Origin of the sequence: Streptomyces sp. RPA4-2 (assembly GCF_012273515.2) — a bacterium.
In the GTDB taxonomy this organism is placed as follows: Bacteria; Actinomycetota; Actinomycetes; order Streptomycetales; family Streptomycetaceae; genus Streptomyces; species Streptomyces kaempferi.
In genome coordinates this window covers 2688646-2705670 of record NZ_CP050975.2, presented here as the reverse complement: position 1 = coordinate 2705670, position 17025 = coordinate 2688646, and the positions used below count along the sequence as shown (strand labels likewise).

The 17025-nt window shown below is 72.0% G+C and carries 14 protein-coding genes; 5 read left to right on the top strand and 9 right to left on the bottom strand.

What is annotated here, in order from left to right:
* Positions 1 to 121 precede the first annotated feature (121 nt).
* Positions 122 to 1045, top strand: a complete 924-nt coding sequence (metF, locus tag HEP85_RS11595) for a methylenetetrahydrofolate reductase [NAD(P)H] (protein WP_168527715.1) — start codon at positions 122 to 124, stop codon at positions 1043 to 1045.
* 56 nt (positions 1046 to 1101) lie between these two features.
* Complete coding sequence (locus HEP85_RS11590) at positions 1102 to 2106, top strand: hypothetical protein (RefSeq protein ID WP_168527714.1); 1005 nt, start codon at positions 1102 to 1104, stop codon at positions 2104 to 2106.
* Positions 2107 to 2179: 73 nt separating this feature from the next.
* On the opposite strand, the gene HEP85_RS11585 is transcribed toward HEP85_RS11590, so the two are convergent.
* The 5 genes from HEP85_RS11585 to HEP85_RS11565 form a co-directional block, all read right to left on the bottom strand.
* Positions 2180 to 3703 carry an NAD(P)/FAD-dependent oxidoreductase gene (locus HEP85_RS11585; protein ID WP_168527713.1) on the bottom strand — a complete coding sequence of 508 codons (1524 nt, stop codon included), beginning with the start codon at positions 3701 to 3703 and terminating at the stop codon, positions 2180 to 2182.
* 53 nt (positions 3704 to 3756) lie between these two features.
* Positions 3757 to 4371, bottom strand: a complete 615-nt coding sequence (locus tag HEP85_RS11580) for a DUF4126 domain-containing protein (protein ID WP_211117917.1) — start codon at positions 4369 to 4371, stop codon at positions 3757 to 3759.
* 401 nt (positions 4372 to 4772) lie between these two features.
* Complete coding sequence (locus tag HEP85_RS11575) at positions 4773 to 5399, bottom strand: TetR/AcrR family transcriptional regulator (RefSeq protein WP_168527712.1); 627 nt, start codon at positions 5397 to 5399, stop codon at positions 4773 to 4775.
* An 11-nt stretch (positions 5400 to 5410) separates the two neighbouring features.
* The gene (locus HEP85_RS11570; RefSeq protein WP_168527711.1) at positions 5411 to 7495 is read right to left on the bottom strand and encodes a YhgE/Pip domain-containing protein; all 2085 of its coding nucleotides are present in this window, start codon (positions 7493 to 7495) and stop codon (positions 5411 to 5413) included.
* Positions 7467 to 8375 carry an ATP-binding cassette domain-containing protein gene (locus tag HEP85_RS11565; RefSeq protein WP_248001894.1) on the bottom strand — a complete coding sequence of 303 codons (909 nt, stop codon included), beginning with the start codon at positions 8373 to 8375 and terminating at the stop codon, positions 7467 to 7469. Before HEP85_RS11565 ends, HEP85_RS11570 begins: the two co-directional genes overlap by 29 nt.
* Before the next feature lie 166 nt (positions 8376 to 8541).
* On the opposite strand from HEP85_RS11565, the gene HEP85_RS11560 reads away from it, so the two are divergent.
* The 3 genes from HEP85_RS11560 to HEP85_RS11550 all read left to right on the top strand — a co-directional run bounded on the left by HEP85_RS11560 (position 8542) and on the right by HEP85_RS11550 (position 10716).
* A complete protein-coding gene (locus tag HEP85_RS11560) occupies positions 8542 to 9081 on the top strand; it encodes an SAV_6107 family HEPN domain-containing protein (RefSeq protein WP_168527709.1) in 540 nt (179 codons plus the stop codon).
* A 193-nt stretch (positions 9082 to 9274) separates the two neighbouring features.
* Positions 9275 to 10045 (top strand): methyltransferase, encoded by a 771-nt coding sequence (locus HEP85_RS11555; RefSeq protein WP_168527708.1) that lies wholly within the window; start codon positions 9275 to 9277, stop codon positions 10043 to 10045.
* A 275-nt stretch (positions 10046 to 10320) separates the two neighbouring features.
* Positions 10321 to 10716, top strand: a complete 396-nt coding sequence (locus HEP85_RS11550) for a DUF3040 domain-containing protein (protein WP_153291062.1) — start codon at positions 10321 to 10323, stop codon at positions 10714 to 10716.
* A 442-nt stretch (positions 10717 to 11158) separates the two neighbouring features.
* On the opposite strand, the gene HEP85_RS11545 is transcribed toward HEP85_RS11550, so the two are convergent.
* The 4 genes from HEP85_RS11545 to HEP85_RS11530 form a co-directional block, all read right to left on the bottom strand.
* Positions 11159 to 13549 (bottom strand): DUF3488 and transglutaminase-like domain-containing protein, encoded by a 2391-nt coding sequence (locus HEP85_RS11545; protein WP_168527707.1) that lies wholly within the window; start codon positions 13547 to 13549, stop codon positions 11159 to 11161.
* Positions 13546 to 14904 (bottom strand): DUF58 domain-containing protein, encoded by a 1359-nt coding sequence (locus HEP85_RS11540; RefSeq protein ID WP_329526156.1) that lies wholly within the window; start codon positions 14902 to 14904, stop codon positions 13546 to 13548. The genes HEP85_RS11545 and HEP85_RS11540 overlap by 4 nt, the downstream gene beginning before the upstream one ends.
* Positions 14904 to 15947: a MoxR family ATPase gene (locus tag HEP85_RS11535; protein ID WP_168527706.1), complete on the bottom strand. Its 1044-nt coding sequence runs from the start codon at positions 15945 to 15947 to the stop codon at positions 14904 to 14906. The genes HEP85_RS11540 and HEP85_RS11535 overlap by 1 nt, the downstream gene beginning before the upstream one ends.
* 263 nt (positions 15948 to 16210) lie before the next feature.
* Positions 16211 to 16774 carry a carbonic anhydrase gene (locus HEP85_RS11530; RefSeq protein ID WP_168527705.1) on the bottom strand — a complete coding sequence of 188 codons (564 nt, stop codon included), beginning with the start codon at positions 16772 to 16774 and terminating at the stop codon, positions 16211 to 16213.
* Positions 16775 to 17025 lie beyond the last annotated feature (251 nt).

The following is a 17025-nucleotide window of genomic DNA, read 5'->3' as shown; positions in this document are numbered from 1 at the left end:
CCGTCCCGCCGCCCGTCGGGTCGTCCCGCGCTCTGTCCGAGGGGTGGACAAGAACCCGACGAATCGGACAATTCTTTCCGGTTCGGTTGGGGGACCGGCGCCCCCTGGCTAACCTGCGAGTATGGCCCTCGGATCTGCCTCCACCAGGACTGACCGCGCACGCATCGTGAGCGACATGCTCGCGTCCGGCAAGAAGACGTACTCGTTCGAGTTCTCCGCGCCGAAGACCCCCAAGGGCGAGCGGAACCTGTGGAACGCGCTGCGCAGGGTCGAGGCCGTCGCCCCCGACTTCGTCTCCGTGACCTACGGAGCGGGCGGCTCCACCCGCGCCGGCACGGTCAGGGAGACCGAGCAGATCGTCGCCGACACCACGCTCACGCCGGTGGCCCACCTCACCGCCGTCAACCACTCCGTGGCCGAGCTGCGCAACATCATCGGCCAGTACGCGGATGCGGGGATCCGGAACATGCTCGCGGTCCGCGGTGACCCGCCCGGAGATCCCATGGGCGACTGGGTCCCGCATCCCCAGGGCCTGACCTACGCGGCCGAACTCGTCCGACTCATCAAGGAGTCCGGCGACTTCTGCGTGGGCGTCGCCGCCTTCCCCGAGATGCATCCGCGCTCCGCCGACTGGGACGCGGACGTCTCACACTTCGTCGACAAGTGCCGGGCCGGCGCGGACTACGCGATCACGCAGATGTTCTTCCAGCCCGAGTCGTACCTGCGGCTGCGCGACCGGGTCGCGGCGGCGGGCTGCGCGACACCGGTGATCCCCGAGGTCATGCCGGTGACGAGTGTGAAGATGCTGGAACGGCTCCCGCAGCTCAGTAACGCTTCGTTCCCGGACGTCCTGAAAGAGCGGATCCTCACAGCCAAAGAGGATCCGGCGGCTGTACGCTCCATTGGCATCGAGTTCGCGACGGAGTTCTGCGCGAAGCTGCTGGACGAGGGCGTCCCCGGACTGCACTTCATTACGCTGAACAACTCCACGGCGACGCTGGAAATCTACGAGAATCTGGGCCTGCACCACCCGCAGCAGGCCTAGACCGGTCGCACCCGCGTACGACACACTGCGTAGCGGCCACTGGGAGAGGGGCGTACATGGGCTTGACGGTCCTCTATATCGCTTTCGGCATCGTCGCACTGTGGCTCCTCGGCGAGGTTCTGCTGCAGTACAAGGCGCGGCTGCGCTACCGGCTGCTCGCCTTCGTCGGCTTCGCCGGTGTGGTCCTCGGTGTGCTGATCCCGTCCGTGATCGTCGTCGGTCTGGGTGCGGCCGCCTTCGCGGTCGGCCAGACGTACGTCACGCTGTCGTTCCGGCGCGGCTTCGCGGCCGGCTGGGCGGTGGGCAACCGCCAGGGAGCCGACGAGGCTCCGGACAAGAGCTCGGGCAGGAGCAAGCGCCGCCGCGGCGAGCCGGACCGCCAGGACCCGGCGCTGGAGGCATCCGACCTCGAGGCGGAGCAGGAGGCGGCCGAGAGCGCGCCGTATCCGCAGGGCGAGGACGACTACGCCCGCGAGGACGACGTCTTCACGCCCGCGCACTCCGACCGGTTCATGCCGGCCGGCTCCGGCGACCTCACGGCGACCGGGAGCACGGCCGTGTACGAGCCCCAGCCCCTGCCCGACGACACCGGCTCCTACGGCGTCTACAGCGACGCGGCCTACGCGGCCGCCGCGGGGCAGCCCGGCCAGTCCTACGCCGCCGCCCCCTCGCAGGACCAGCAGGCCTACGCGTACGACGGCTACTCCGGCTACGACCAGCAGCAGTACGGCTACGACAACGGCCAGCAGCAGTACGCCGCCTACTCCGACCCGTACATCGGCACACAGACCTACAACGGCGCCGCGTACGACATGACGTACGGCGGCGGCGATCAGCAGTACCCGCAGCAGCAGGGCTACGGCCAGGACCAGTACGCCGCGGGCGGCTACGGCGGCGAGACCCCGGCGGGCGGTGTCTGGGTCCCGCAGCAGCGCAGCACCGACGACCAGTACGGCGGCGAGCTCCCGCCCGAGCAGCAGTATCCGTACCAGGACAACGGCCAGGGCAACGGCAACGGCAACGGGAACGGCGCCGGGTTCGACGAGCAGTACCGGTACTGACCGTCCTCAGGGGCGGGAGCGCTTCAGAGGCGGGCGGTGGCCGCACGGGCCGCCTTCAAGGATGCCCACGGGCTCACTGCGAGCCGCGGAAGTCCGGTCCCTCCACGATCAGCCCGGACACCAGGGCACCCGACATCCCCGCGTGCGGAAGGCCGCCGCCTGGATGCGTCCAGCCGCCGACCGTGTACAGCCCCGGCATGCGGGTGCCGTTCGACGGGTGCAGCAGCCGGCCCGCCGCCGCCGCGAGCGCCGGTGCGGGCACCGCGCCGCCCTCCGCGCCCGTCGCCTCCGCGATGTCGGCCGGGGTGCGGACCTCGTGCCACAGCAGGCGCTCACGCACGTCCGGCACGGCGCGCCGGGTGGCGTCGAGCACCCGCTCCACGTCCGCCTCCGACACCCGCAGGCCCGAGGGCACCGTGACCGTCACGGTGACCGCTTCGTGCTCGGCGTCGGGCGCGAGACCGGGGTCGTCCGGGCGCGAGACCGTCACCGTGGGCGCGGCGGGGAATCCGGGACGCTCGCCGAAGAGCCGCTCCAGCTCCTCCTCACGGTCGGGCGTGTGCACCACCGTCCGGTGCGCCACCCCCGCCGGACGCCCGCCTCGCAGCGCCAGCAGCACGGTCAGCCGGCTCGGCGCGCCCCGCTGCGGCGCGACCTCGTCACCGCCGCGCAGCGTCGTCCCGGCGACGAGACGGTCCAGCATCTCGGGCGCTACACCGGCGACCACGAAGTCGGCGTCCTCGACCGGCGCCGCCGCGGAGCCGAGGTCCCGGGAGGGGTCCTCGGCGAGCTCGACGCCCACCGCCCGTCCGTCCTTCTCCACGATCCGCCCGACCGGCGTCCCGAAACGGAACTCCACCCTGCGGGCCAGGCACCGCTCGTACACCGCACGCGCCAGCTCCCGCGCACCTCCGCGCACGTACCAGGTGCCGAAGGCGTGCTCCATGTACGGAAGCACCGCCGCGCTCGCCGGCGCGACGCGCGGGTCGAGCCCGTACGCGAGGGCGTGGCTCTCCAGGAGGGCGGCGAGGCGCGGCTCGCGCAGCTCCCACGCGCCGACCTCGGCGAGCGTGCCGGCCCGGCGGGTGCGCAGCATCCTTCTGTGGGACACCGCGGGGTAGGGATCGCGGTCGGCGAGCACCTGCCAGTTCGGCCACAGCGGCTCCTCCAGGAGCGGCCGGCGCGTCCGGTCCCAGGTCTCCCGGGCCCGCACCAGGAAGTCGCCCCACCGCTCGCCCGAGCCCGCCCCGAGGGCCTGGTCGAGGGCGGTGACGACACCGGCGCGGGAGGCGTTGGGCAGGGAGACCTCCGTGCCGTCGGCGAAGACATGGCGTGCGGACGGGTCCACCTGGACCAGGTCGACACACGCCTCCAGCGGCTCCTTGCCCGTCTTGACGAACAGATCGCGCAGGACGGCGGGCACTCGCAGCAGGCCGGGGCCCGTGTCGAACGTGAAGCCGTCGCGCTCGAAGCGGCCCAGCGCTCCGCCGTACGTCGACGCGCGCTCGTACACCACCACCCGATGGCCCGCGACGGCCAGCCGGGCGGCGGCCGCCATCGCGCCCATCCCGGCGCCGATCACCGCAATCCGTCCCATGCCCGTGACCTTATCGGCCACCACTGACAGGCCGGGCCAGGGGCCTCAGGCGGTCAGCCGGGTGGTGGCCCGACCTGTCCGGCGAGCCGTCTCTCCTCACGGCGCTGGGCCCTGCGGCGCAGGAACCGCCGGATCCGGGAGACCAGGAAGAAGAGCGTCAGCAGGCCCGCGAGCAGCAGCACGGCCGCGATGACCGCCGCGGCCACGGGGTGGAACATCGCGAACGTCAGGATCCCGGCGACCCCGAGGTCCTCGGCGATGCTCATGCCGACGTTGCTGAACGGCTCGGGTGAGGTGTTGATCGCCATCCGGGTCCCGGCCTTGACCGCGTGGCTCGCCAGCGCGGTCGAACCGCCGATCGCGCCCGCCGCCAGATCGGGGAGCGAACCGCTGTGCCCGGCGAGCAGCGCGCCGACCACCGCCCCCGCCACCGGCCGGACGACGGTGTGCACCGAGTCCCACACGGTGTCCACGTACGGGATCTTGTCGGCGACCGCCTCGCACAGGAAGAGGACGCCCGCGGCGATGAGGACGTCGGGGCGCTGCAGGGACTGGGGGACGTCGTCGCTCAGGCCGGTCGCGCCGAAGACGCCGAGCAGCAGCACCACCGCGTACGCGTTGATGCCGCTGGCCCAGCCGCTGGTGAAGACCAGGGGGAGTACGGACACGGCAGCGATCGTAACCAGTTGACGACGGTCCGTCCTGGGCATGAGTGCCCAGGAGTAGGTATCCGTACCCACTGAGGGAGATGAGTACCCGGACGGATGGGGTCCGGCCCGTGTGAACGGGAGAGTGGAGGCACGGAAGGGGGCGCGGCTCCGGTACCGCCGGCACGGGGCGGCGGAACGGTTCTCGCGCCCTTGGCCGCTCCTTCCACCGGCCCGGTCGGCGGGAGCGAGGCACGGGGGACCCGGGGGACGACCGAACGGGGCCCGACGGAGGGAACGGGGAACACGGGGGAGCAGGGCGAAGCGCCGGTTCGAGGTGGCCCGCGGGGGACGCGGCCACTTCGGACCGGCGCTTTCGCGTGGTGCCGGTCCGCCGCGGTCGGGGTCGGGCCGGCGGTGGCCTAGCGGCTGCCGCTCACGCGCCCCTGGAGCAGCCGTGAGAGCGCCGCGTGGACGTCGTCCAGGGAACGCTCGGGCTGGAAGGCCTGCCAGTCCAGGGCGGCCACCAGGACCATGCCGACCATAGCGGCCGCGGTCAGCGGGATGTCGATCTCGTCGCTGAGCTCACCGCCCGCCACCCCCTCGCGCAGCACGTCCTCGACGACCGCGACCGCCTCCCGCCTGACCACCATGAGCGTGGACTGCCAGGCCCGGTTGGTGCGCCACAGTTCGGCCACGTACAGCTGGGTGAAGGCCGGGTAACGGTCCATGAAGACGAGCCCGGCCCGGATCATCGCGTCCAGGGCGTCGACTCTCGTCCCGCCCTCGCGCTCGGTCCGTTCCGCGGCCTCGCGCAGGGAGGCGGTGAGGAGCCCCACGCCGTGCCGCAGCAGCTCTTCGAAGAGGACGGCCTTGCTGGCGAAGTTGTAGTAGACGGTGCCTTTGGCGACCCCGGCCCGCTCCGCGATCTCGTCCACGGTGGTGGCGGAGAAACCCTGTTCCGCGATGAGGGTGACGGCCGCTTCGTAGAGCTTCTGCCGGGTGGCCTCGCGGCGACCGCCGCCTGCCGTGGTGTTGCTGCTTTCCATGGCCCTGATTGTCACAGGCTCAGCTCCGGGTGAAGGCGGTCCAGGGTCCACACCTGCCTGCGGCGTGCCGACAGCGCGGTGAGCGCGAGGGCGCCCGCGGTGAACGCCGTGAGAACGGCGCACGCCTGCCAGACAGGTCCCAGACCGCCGCCGGTGATGAGCCTGCGGAGGGCCTCGACGACGTAGCTCATCGGCAGGAAGGGGTGGATCGCGTTGAAGAAGCGCGGACTCGTCTGGACGGGGTACGTGCCGCCCGCCGATGTCAGCTGGAGCATCAGGAGGGCGAGCACGAGGATCCGGCCGGCCGCTCCGAAGCGCGCGTTCAGCCACTGGACGACGGCCGCGAAGCACGCCGTCACCAGGAACAGGAAGCCGACCGTCCCGGCCGCCCGCACCATCTCCAGGCCGATCGCCCAGTGCAGCACGGACATCAGGGCCGCTGTCTGCAGCACCCCCAGGGCGGCCACCGGCAGCCAGCCCGCCAGGGCGATGCGCCAGGCCGAGGCGCCGACCGCGAGCGCGCGCCGGTTGAGCGGCGGGATCAGCATGTAGGCGACCATCGCGCCCACCCACAGCGACAGCGGGATGAAATAAGGGGCGAAACCGGTGCCGTAGTTGGGTGCCTTGTGGAGGTCCCTGGAGGCGAGCTGGACCGGATCGGCCATGACGTGGGTACGCCGGTCGCGGTCCTGCCGGTCGTAGTCGGGGATCCGGCCGGCGCCGTCGTGCAGGCCGCCGGCCAGCTTCCCGGAGCCGCCGACGAGCTGGTAGATGCCCCCGTCGAGGTCGCTCGCGCCCGTCGTCAGCCGGCCGACACCCGTGTCGAGGTCCGCCGCGCCGGTCCTGGCCGTGCCGAGCCCGGTGTGCAGTTTCTCGGCGCCGGTGGCGACCTTCGCGGCGCCCGCGTCCAGTGCATCGATCTTGGAGACGGCGTCGCCGAGGTCCTCGGAGAGGTGCGGCGAGCGGTTCGCGAGCGCACGGGCCTGCTTCTGGAGCGTGCCCAGGTTCTGGTCGAGCGTGTCGAGGTCGCCGCCCTGGTCGTCGATGAGCGTGTCGAGGTCGTCGGCGACCGCGGCCACGTCCGCGGCGGCCTGCTTGGCCTTCTTGAGATCGGGGCACGCGGGGTCGGGGACCGGCAGGGTCTCGCAGCGCGCCTTGTAGACGGTGTTCAGCACGGTGGAGGCCGTGTGCGCGCCCTTGGCGGCCGCCGGAGCCGCCTCCACCAGGGTGCGCAGGTTGTGGCGGACCGCCGAGGCGGAGTCGGCGACGAGACGGGCCGTGTCGCCGATCGACTTCTCGTTGACCTTCAGGAAGGGGCCCACCTTGTCCGCGACGCCGTCGACCTTGGTGGCCAGCGTCCGGGTGCCGTCCGCGACCTGCCGTGAACCGTCCTCCAGGTCCCCCGCGCCCTTGTCGAGCTTCGCGAGGCCCGTGGAGAGCTTCCCGCTGCCCTTCTCGGCCTCCTTCAGACCGTCCGCCAGGTTCTTGGAGCCCTTCTTGGCCTTGCCGATCCCGCCCTTGAGCCGGTCGGCCCCCTTGGCCGCCTTCTCGGTCTCCCCGTGGATGTCCGAGAACGAGATGAAGATCTTGTCGAGGAACGATCTCGACGCCTTCGTGGAGGCCGCGGTGCGCACCTCGCTGAAGACCGTGCGCGAGATCTGCCCGACGATGTAGTTGTTCGCGTCGTTCGTACGCACCTGGAGCGCGCCGGTCTCCGGCGCGTCCCCGGAGCTGGAGGCGACCCTGCTGCTGAAGTCGGACGGCATGGTCAGCGACAGGTAGTACGTGCCGTTCTCGACGCCCTCGCGGGCCTCGGCGGCGCTCACCTCGTGCCACTCGAAGGTGTCGCTGTCGCGCAGCCCCTTGGTGATGTCGTCGCCGGCCCTGATCCTGGCGCCCCCGGCCGTCGCCCCCCGGTCGTCGTTCACGAGCGCGACGGGGATGCGGTCGAGGCGGCCGTACGGGTCCCAGAACGACCACAGGTAGAGGGCGCCGTAGAGCAGGGGCAACAGGAGGAGCGCGGCGAGTGCGGCACGCGGGAGCCTGCCCCGGCCGAACCGCCTGAGCTCAAGAGCGGCCAGTTTCGGTGAGCGCATCGGCCGTCTCCTTCTTGTCGGTCGGGTGGGCGTCGGCCTTCGTGCGGAGGTCGCGGGCCGCGTGGGGTTCGGTGCTGCCGTCGGGTTCGTGGGCTGGGCGGGGACCGCCGGTCGCGTCGGGGTCGTCGGCTGGGCCGGGACCGCCGGTCGCGTCGGGGTCGTCGCCTGTTCCGGTGGGCTTTCCGGTCCGTCCGGTGGACACGGTGACCGCTCCTTCAGGGGCCTCGCTGCACACCGCGACGACGGTGGTGCCGGAGGCGGCGATCGACGTCAACAGGGCCCACGCCTCGGTCCGTTCGGCGTCCGACAGCTTGAGGTCGGTGTCGTCGACGCCGAGCAGCCCCGGGCCGCCGACGAGGGCCAGCGCCACGGACAGGCGCAGGCTTTCGAGCCGCTCCAGATCGCGTACGGCCGTCCGGGGCCCCTTGGGCAGGGCTTCCCGGACCAGCCCCGCGGCGGCCAACGCGTCGTCGATCCGCTGTTCCGTCCCGGCGTTCCGCTCGGCCCTCGGGCGCCACAGCCCCCGCAACGGTCCCCCGAACCGCCTTTGCAGCAGCGCCCGTTCGAGCAGGTGCTCCCCGACGGTCAGGGCTGGGTCCAGGTCGGTGACGCCCGGGACGTGGGCGAGCGCGCTCACGCGCCGCACCGCGCCCATCTGCTTCGGCAGGGTCGATCCGCCCACGAGGGCACTTCCCTCGGTGGGCCGCATCCGGCCGGTGAGGGCGAGCAGCAGGCACGTCCGGCCGGATCCGGACGGGCCCTCGACCGCGATCAGCGAACCGGGCTCCGCGCTCACCCCCACCCCGCGGAACGCCCAGCCGCGGGGTCCCTCCAGCCCGAAGTCCGTGGCCGTGACACCGAGTCCGTGCGGACCGTCCACAGCGCCCCCATCCCCTGAGCAATATTTGAACTGACTGGTCAGTGCAAAAACTAACGCGAACCTTCGATCGAAGCAAAGGCGCAGGTCAGAACGGATTGTCAGTGGCATACCTCACGATGGGCACATACGGCCACAGTGCCGTCACACAGACGACAGGAGGTTCGTCATGGCCACCTCTTCCGCAGCAGCCGCCCACCGGCGCCGCGCCACCGGCCCTGCCCCCTCACCGACCGGCCCCGCGAGCGACGTGCACCCCGTGCTCCGCCGGACCACGGCCCCGCCCGCCGCCCTCGACCTGCTGGCCCAGGCCCGCACCGGACTCGAGGAGGCGGCGATCCTGGAAACGCCCAACGAGCGCTACGCGACGGCCCACTTGGCCGCCCTGCGCACCGCCGCCGCTGTCCTCGCCGCGCGGGGACGACCCGAACCCACCCCCCGACGCCGGGCCCGTATCCGCAGCGCCTGGGAGGTGCTCCCCGAAATAGCGCCCGAACTGACCGAGTGGAGCGCCCTGTTCGCTTCCGGAGCCGACCGCCGCGCCCGGGCCGAGGCCGGCATCCAGGGCGCGGCGGGCAACCGCGACGCCGACGACCTCATACGTGACGTGGCGATGTTCCTGCGCATCGTCGAGCGGATGCTCGTGCTGCAACCCGTCCTGCCCCAGCCACGGCAGGACGGGGGCCGGGAGGTCCCGGACGCCGGCTGACCGCCATGTGATCCGGTGCGTGATTCACCAAGTGGTTCAACAGGTGATTCACCACGTGATCCGGCGCGTGAGACGGAGGATCGGGTACGGCGGCGGAGGCAATAGGGTGGAGGCGCCTGATGCCTCCCGCCGGGGAGGCCCCCCGATCGCTCCGCCATCCCCGAGGCGGTGCCGCGCCGAGGAGTCAACTTCCGTGTCGGACCCGATGCGCCCCCGCGCTTCTCTCCGTACCGCCGTGGTCTGGGAGGTCCTCAAGGACGCCCTCGACCGCCGGGTCAAGGCGACCGGGCGGGAGTCCCTGGACGTTCTCGACACCGGGGGCGGCAGCGGCAACTTCGCGGTGCCCGTGGCCCGTCTCGGCCACCGTGTCACCGTCGTCGACCCGAGTCCGAACGCGCTGTTCGCGCTGGAGCGCCGCGCCGCCGAGGCGGGCGTCGCCGACCGCGTCAAGGGCGTTCAGGGCGACGCCCACGGTCTCTTCGACGTCGTCGAGCGAGGCGGCTACGACGCGGTGCTGTGCCACGGGGTCCTCGAGTACGTGGACAACCCGGCCGAGGGCGTGCGCAACGTGGTGGACGCGCTGCGCCCCGAGGGTGTCCTCAGCCTGCTCGCCGCCGGCCTGGGCGGTGCGGTGATCGCCCGCGCCCTCGCCGGACACTTCAAGGAGGCCAGGCACGCCCTCGCCGACCCGGACGGACGCTGGGGCGAGGGCGACCCGGTACCCCACCGCTTCACCGCCGAGCAGCTCACCGCGCTCGTCGAGGGCGCCGGCCTGCGCGTCGGCGCGGTGCACGGCGTACGGGTCTTCGCGGACCTGGTCCCCGGAGTCCTCGTGGACACCGAACCGGGAGCCCTCGAAGCCCTCCTGAAGCTGGAGGCGGCGGCCGCGGAACTCGCCTCGTTCCACTCCGTGGCCACGCAGCTTCATGTGCTCGGTGAGACGCAGGGGGCGGACGGGGGCTGAGTCGTCCGCCGTGGTGCGCCCCTGATCAGGGGCTGGGCGGCAGATGGAGTACGCCACAGGCCACCCGATCGAGCCCTCGGCGCCGTATGATCGAGGGAGACCGTCCGGCATGACGGGCCGGTCGCTGGGGAATGCACGCCTCAGTGGATCGGGGTGCCATGGCGGGTTCCGGTTGGCGAATTGGCGCAGAGGGGCGGGTTTCACGGGGGCGATTCCCTGCCTATCCTGAAGGGGACCCCCGGTCGCCCCGGCGACTGCACGATGAGGAGGACGCCGTGCCGCTCTCGGAGCACGAGCAGCGAATGCTCGAGCAGATGGAGCGAGCGCTGTACGCCGAAGATCCCAAGTTCGCGACAGCGCTTGAGGGAAGCGGGCTGCGTACGTACACCCGGCGACGGGTCTACCAGGCGGTCGCGGGCTTTCTGGTGGGTATCGCGCTCCTCATGGCCGGAATGGTCGCAGTACAGATCTGGCTGAGCGTGGTGGGTTTTCTTGTCATGCTGGGCTGTGCGGTGCTTGCCGTCACCGGTTGGCGCAAGGCTCCCAAGCCGGGAGAACAACCGGCGACGCCCGGCGCACCCGCCGCGCGTCGCCAGGCCAGACAGCGCCGCTCCATGATGGACCGCATCGAACAACGCTGGCAGCGGCGCCGCGACGAGCAGGGCCAGTAGCAGGAGCAGCGGCGGCCGCCGTGGCAGCGACGGGCCGGCCGCAGCCACAGGACATCGTGAGGGGGTGTCCACCCGGACCGGGTGGACACCCCCTCACGCGTTGCCACCAGCACCCGCCTTCGGCCGAGCCCACCCACGCAGCCCGACCGGGCCCAGTCCGATCGGGCCCAGTTCGGGCAGGGCCGGAACCGACCGGGGCACGGTTGGACCGGGGCCGGAACCGACCGGGGCACGGTTGGACCGCGGCCGGAACCGACCGGAGGATGGTCCGACCGGTGGCGCGGCCCGACCGGTGGCGCGGCCCGACCGGTCGCGCGGGTCGCCCTGGCGTGCTGTGGGTGCTGCGCGCCTCGTCGTGGGCCCGGCTCGCGAAACCCGTGTGGCCCGCCCCCCCCGGCCGGGAGGTGCGGGCCACACGTGGTGTCCGGCGTGGTGACCGACGTCAGCCGTTCTGCCCCGAGGGGCGTCGCAGCAGAGTCTCCTTGCGGGCCGCCATCCGAGCCGTCACGGTCGCCCGGCGGGCCGACGCGGCCCAGGCCACCCTGATGGCTGAGCGTGGTGCGACAAGCGCGCGCAACCGGGCGATCCGGCTCGCCGGAGTGCGCAGGGCATCCGCGACCCGGCGGGCGTCCTCGGCGAGCCCCGCCGTCAGCATGGGACGCGGAGCGTAGAGAACCTGCTCCACCGCCGCCGCCACCCGGTGCACCGCCTCCGCGGCCTCACCGTCGAGATGCCCGAGCCTCACGATCCTCGCCGCCGCGTTGCGCGGCGTCCGGGACTCGTCCGGCACGATGCCGTAGTCCCACGCCGTATCGGTCACCTCCAGCCAGGCCGCCAGCGCGTACGCCGCCGCGTCCTCCTCACCACGGCCGTGCGCACCGAGCCGCAGGGACCGGACCCGCAGCCGCCACAGCATCGGCAGCAACGGCAACGCCAGCACCAGGAGCCCCAACAGGGTCAGCCCCAGGATCTGCAACCACGGTGTGCCGTCGTCCGTGGAGCCCACCGCGGCCGGCGCGGACTGGCTCGCGCACGCCTCCCGCCTCTCCTGCCGGGCCGAGCAGTTGTTGCCGGCCGACGGCGCGGTGGACGGCGCCGCGGACGTCGAGGTCGTCGGCTTCGGCAGCGCCGGATTGTCCAGGCCAGGGGTGGCCGTCTGGGTGTAGTCCGGCACCGAACCCCGGTTCGGGGTCGGCTCGAAGCGGGTCCAGCCCACCCCCTCGAAGTACAGCTCGGGCCAGGCGTGCGCGTCCCGCAGCCCCACCGACATCGAACCGTCGGCCTGCGGGCTGCCGGGCGTGAAACCCACCGCGACCCTGGCCGGTATCCCCAGCGTGCGGGCCATCGAGGCCATCGCGAAGGAGAAGTGGACGCAGAAACCCTGCTTGTCCCTCAGGAAGCGCGCGATCGCGGCCGAACCACTGCCGACCTGTACCTGGGTGTCGTAGGTGAATCCGCCGTTCACCGCGAAGTAGTCCTGGAGCTTGACCGCCTGCTCGTAGTGGTTCGCCGAGCCCGCGGTGACGTCGCGCGCGGTCCGGGCCACCACCGCGGGCAGCGACTCGGGCACCTTGGTGAACTCGCGCTTCAGGGCCTTCGGCGGCTCCGGCGCGTCCGCGAGCTGTGCCGCGGTCGGCTGGACGACCAGGCTGGTGACGTCGTACTGAACACCGCGCGTGTTCTGGCCGTGGTCGCCGACGAGCGTGCGGCCCACCGGTTCGTAGCGCCAACTGCCCTTGATGCTCACCCGGCTCGCGGGGTACGGCATCGGAAGCCAGTCCTGCGCGTACCAGTCGGCCGCCGCGATGCGGGTGCGGATCTCGCTGCGGCGGACGTCCGCCCCGAGGCCGATCGGTGTCGGGAACGTGTCGGGCACGTCCTGGATGTGCCGCTGGGCCGGCTTCCACGCCGTGCCGTCGAAGTCGTCCAGGGACACGATCCGCAGATACATGTCCTGGGTGTCTTCGGTGTTGGTGCGGTAGGACATGACCTGGCGGTCCTCGTCCACGTTCAGGCTGTCGCGGAGGGAGACCAGCGGGTTCACCGCGGAGATCGTGCCTCCGCCGCCGGAGCCCGGACCGACGCCCGCACCGGCGGCGTCCAGCAGACCACCGTCGAGCGCGGGCAGGCCGAGCGGCACCACCAGGGCGACACCCAGCGCGACCGCGCCGATGCGCCGCCCCGTGCGGACCGGTGCGGTCGCGCCCGACGAGACGTCCGGTCCCTGGGAGCGGGGCGCGCCGCCGAAGACGCGGCCCCACTGCGAGAGCCGGTCACGGCCCTCCGCCAGAAGCAGCATCAGATAGCCCCCGGCCGCGAGCAGGAACCACAGCCAGGTGGCCCCGCCGCCCGACAGCCCCGCGGCGACCGAGTACAGCGCGAGCAGCGGGAGCCCGGCGGGGGCCGCGCTGCGGAACGTCACCGCGAGCGCGTCCACCGCGAGCCCGATCACCAGGACACCGCCGACCAGCATCAGCCGGATGCCGTCGGACAGCGGTGCGGGTATCGCGTACCGCCCGACGTCGTCCGTGCCGGTCTGGAGCAGGTCGCCGAGGTGCTGGAACGCCTCCGGTCCGGGAACGAACCCGAGGAGTGCCTGCTGCCGGGCGAAGACCAGGGTCAGCAGCATCAGCGTCACCAGCGCCTGCGCCGCCACGGTCAGCGGCCGGGCCAGCGGCGCACGCCGGGTCAGCGCGCCCACCCCGGTCTGCAGCGCCAGCAGGAACGCCGCCTGGAACAGCCAGGTCACCGGATCGACCAGCGGCAGCAGGGCGCACGCCGCCATCAGCGTGGCCGCCGCCGAGCACAGTGTCAGTCGCGCCCGCCCGCTCATCGGACTCCACCCCCTGCCGTACTCCCCGTTGACGCGGCGTCCGTGCGCTGTCGGTCCGCCAGCCGCCACAGGCCCGCGAGGTCCGCGCCGCGCGGCACCGTCACGGCGGTCCAGCCCGCCTCGCGCAGCATGCGCAGTCGATCCTCGCTTCTGCCCAACGGGCCGGGGACGTCGGTGGGTTCCCGGACCCAGGCGTCGCTGTCCAGCAGGAAGGCGACGGCTCCACCGCTGCGCTGGCGCATCTTGGCGAGCACCGTCGCCTGCTCCTCGTCAAGGTCGCCGAGGAAGGCGATCAGCAGCCCTTCGTTCCCGCTGCGCAGCACGTCGTAGGCGCGGGACAGACCGGTGCCGTCCGAGTGGTCGATGACGGCGAGTGTGTCCATCATCAGCCCGGCGGCGTCCGCCGACTGCTGGCTCGCGCCCGCGAACCCGTCCGAGCCCTCACCGGGGACCGAACTGCCGTCGTCCGTCAGCAGCCTGACCGAGAAGCCCCGCTCCAGCATGTGCACCAGTGACGACGCCGTGCCCGAAACCGCCCACTCGAAGGCCGAGTCGGGGCCCGCACCCTGGTAGGCGATGCCCCGGGTGTCGAGCAGCACCGTGCAGCGGGAGCGCTGTGGCTGTTCCTCGCGACGGACCATCAGTTCGCCGTAGCGCGCAGTCAGGCGCCAGTGCACCCGGCGCAGGTCGTCGCCGTAGCGGTAGCCGCGCGGGATGATGTCGTCCTCGCCGGCCAGGGCCAGCGAGCGCTGCCGTCCCTCGCCGTACCCCTTGGCCTCGCCGGTCAGCCGCACCGGCGGCAGCGGCTCCACGCGCGGGATGACGGTCAGGGTGTCGTACGTGGAGAAGGAGCGCGTCAGCTCGCACATGCCGAAGGGGTCCGTGAGCCGCAGTTGCAGCGGTCCCAGCGGATAGCGGCCACGCAGGTCGGAGCGCACCCGGTAGGACACCTCGCGGCGACCGCCCGCCTCCACCCGGTCCAGGACGAATCGGGGCCGCGGCCCGAGGACGTACGGCACCCGGTCCTGGAGCATCAGCAGTCCGGTGGGCAGCCGGGAGACGTTGTCCATCCGCAGATGGACCCGGGCCTCGGAGCCGGCGGGTACGCGCCCGGGGGAGAGCCTGCGGCTACCCGCGACGCGGTACCGGGTGCGGTACAGCACGCTCGCGCAGACCAGGGGAAGCGCGGCGAGCAGCAGGCCGACCCGGAGCAGATCGCTCTGCCCCAGGACGTAGGCGCAGATCACGGCGGCGATTCCGGCGGCGAGGAAGGAGCGTCCGCGTGTGGTGAGACCGGCGAGCGCGGTGCGCAGTCCGCCCTTCTCGTCCTCGGCGTCGCCCGGCCCCCCGGACATCACAGCCTCCGGGGCGGCTGCTGGCCGAACGCGGGCGCGCCGCGGCCCATGGTGAAGCCCGAGCCGGCCTGCTGCTGGGGTGCTGCCGGAACGGGGGTGTGCTGAAGGATCTCCTGGACGACCTGCTCGGCCGTACGACGGTTCAGCTGCGCCTGGGCGGTGGGGAGCAGACGGTGTGCCAGGACCGCCACGGCGAGTGCCTGGATGTCGTCCGGCAGCGCGTACTCCCGGCCGCTCAGGGCGGCGGACGCCTTCGCCGCGCGCAGCAGGTGCAGCGTGGCACGCGGTGAGGCGCCGAGTCTCAGATCGGGGTGGGCGCGCGTGGCGGCGACCAGGTCGACCGCGTACCGCCGGACGCTGTCCGCGACGTGGACCGTGCGGACGGCGTCGATCAGCTTCACGATCTCGTGCGCGTGCGCCACGGGCTGGAGGTCGTCCAGCGGGTTCACGCCGCCGTGGATGTCCAGCATCTGCAGTTCGGCCTCCGCGCTGGGGTAGCCGATGGAGACACGGGCCATGAAACGGTCGCGCTGGGCCTCCGGCAGCGGGTAGGTGCCCTCCATCTCGACGGGGTTCTGCGTGGCGACCACCATGAAGGGGCTGGGCAGTTCGTAGGTCGTCCCGTCGATGGTGACCTGGCGCTCCTCCATGGACTCCAGGAGCGCGGACTGCGTCTTGGGCGAGGCGCGGTTGATCTCGTCGCCGATCACGATCTGCGCGAAGATCGCGCCCGGCTTGAACTCGAAGTCCCGGCGCTGCTGGTCCCAGATGGACACACCGGTGATGTCCGAGGGCAGCAGGTCGGGCGTGAACTGGATACGCCGCACCGAGCAGTCGATGGACCGGGCCAGCGCCTTGGCGAGCATGGTCTTGCCGACGCCCGGGACATCCTCGATCAGAAGATGCCCCTCGGCGAGCAGCACGGTCAGCGAAAGCCGTACGACCTCTGGCTTGCCCTCGATCACTCCTTCCACCGAACTGCGGACTCGCTCCACAGTGGCGGTCAGATCCGTGAGGCTCGCTCGATCGTCATAGGTCGTCACCCGGCCCTCCTCGGCCCTTTCTCGGGCCGACGCCCTGTGCGGACCGGCCCACCCCGAAAAACGGACACCACGCGCGAAGTTCCGCGTGACGCCACACCCGCATTCTTGTTGCCGTTACCGGTTCGTGTCACTCGCCTGTGGATAACTGGCTGCGATATGTCGGGTCTTACGGGCTTTTGGGCGCCGGAAGGTCGGGGTTGTTTCGTGAAGCGAGGGTCCCACGAAGGCCCCCTGCGGTTGTACGAGGGGGCCGGTGGGAGTGTTCAGGCGGGATCGATCTCGCGCAGCAGACCCGTCGTCACGTCGAAGACGAAGCCGCGCACGTCATCCGTGTGGAGCAGGAACGGAGAGGTGCGCACCCGTTGCATCGACTGTCGTACGTCCTGTTCGACGTCCCGGAAGGCCTCGACCGCCCAGGCGGGACGCTGGCCGACCTCCATCTCCAGGTCGTGCCGGAACTCCTCGGTGAGGGACTCCAGGCCGCAGCCGGTGTGGTGGATGAGCACGACGCTACGGGTGCCGAGCGCCCGCTGGCTGATCGTGAGGGAGCGGATCACGTCGTCGGTGACCACACCGCCCGCGTTGCGGATGGTGTGGCAGTCGCCGAGCTCCAGGCCGAGTGCCGCGTGCAGGTCGAGCCGGGCATCCATGCAGGCCACCACGGCCACGTGCAGCACGGGCCGGGCGTCCATCCCCGGGTCGGCGAACGCGGCGGCGTACAGCCGGTTCGCGTCGACGAGACGATCGGTCACGGTGCCGTCGGGAGAGGCGCCGCGGGCCGATATGGCGTCTTCGGGCTCTGTGGGTACGGATGCAGAAGTCGTCATAGCTATGACGTTACTGGTCACGTATGAAGTAGTCCTGCTGTGAGGGTGGACAAAGAACGTCATCGTCTCTTGTTGTGAGGTAACCCACATGGGCTCCCGGTACCGTCTGTACGGGTGATCTTTGCCGATTCATGGCGTCGCCCGGGGCTTGATCGAGGAGCGGTCCGCGACGCGCAGGCCGGTTGATTGACCGCGAGACGGCGTGGACTAAAGTGACGCGAAGCGGGAGTCGAGACTCCCTGCTGGACTGT

Bases quoted from the DNA above. Each gene is read 5' to 3' on its own strand.
- HEP85_RS11560 (WP_168527709.1), top strand. From the start codon at position 8,542: ATGGCCACCTCTTCCGCAGCAGCCGCCCACCGGCGCCGCGCCACCGGC.
- HEP85_RS11530 (WP_168527705.1), bottom strand. From the start codon at position 16,774: ATGACGACTTCTGCATCCGTACCCACAGAGCCCGAAGACGCCATATCG.
- HEP85_RS11540 (WP_329526156.1), bottom strand. From the start codon at position 14,904: ATGTCCGGGGGGCCGGGCGACGCCGAGGACGAGAAGGGCGGACTGCGC.
- HEP85_RS11545 (WP_168527707.1), bottom strand. From the start codon at position 13,549: ATGAGCGGGCGGGCGCGACTGACACTGTGCTCGGCGGCGGCCACGCTG.
- HEP85_RS11570 (WP_168527711.1), bottom strand. From the start codon at position 7,495: ATGCGCTCACCGAAACTGGCCGCTCTTGAGCTCAGGCGGTTCGGCCGG.
- metF (WP_168527715.1), top strand. From the start codon at position 122: ATGGCCCTCGGATCTGCCTCCACCAGGACTGACCGCGCACGCATCGTG.
- HEP85_RS11590 (WP_168527714.1), top strand. From the start codon at position 1,102: ATGGGCTTGACGGTCCTCTATATCGCTTTCGGCATCGTCGCACTGTGG.
- HEP85_RS11585 (WP_168527713.1), bottom strand. From the start codon at position 3,703: ATGGGACGGATTGCGGTGATCGGCGCCGGGATGGGCGCGATGGCGGCC.
- HEP85_RS11575 (WP_168527712.1), bottom strand. From the start codon at position 5,399: ATGGAAAGCAGCAACACCACGGCAGGCGGCGGTCGCCGCGAGGCCACC.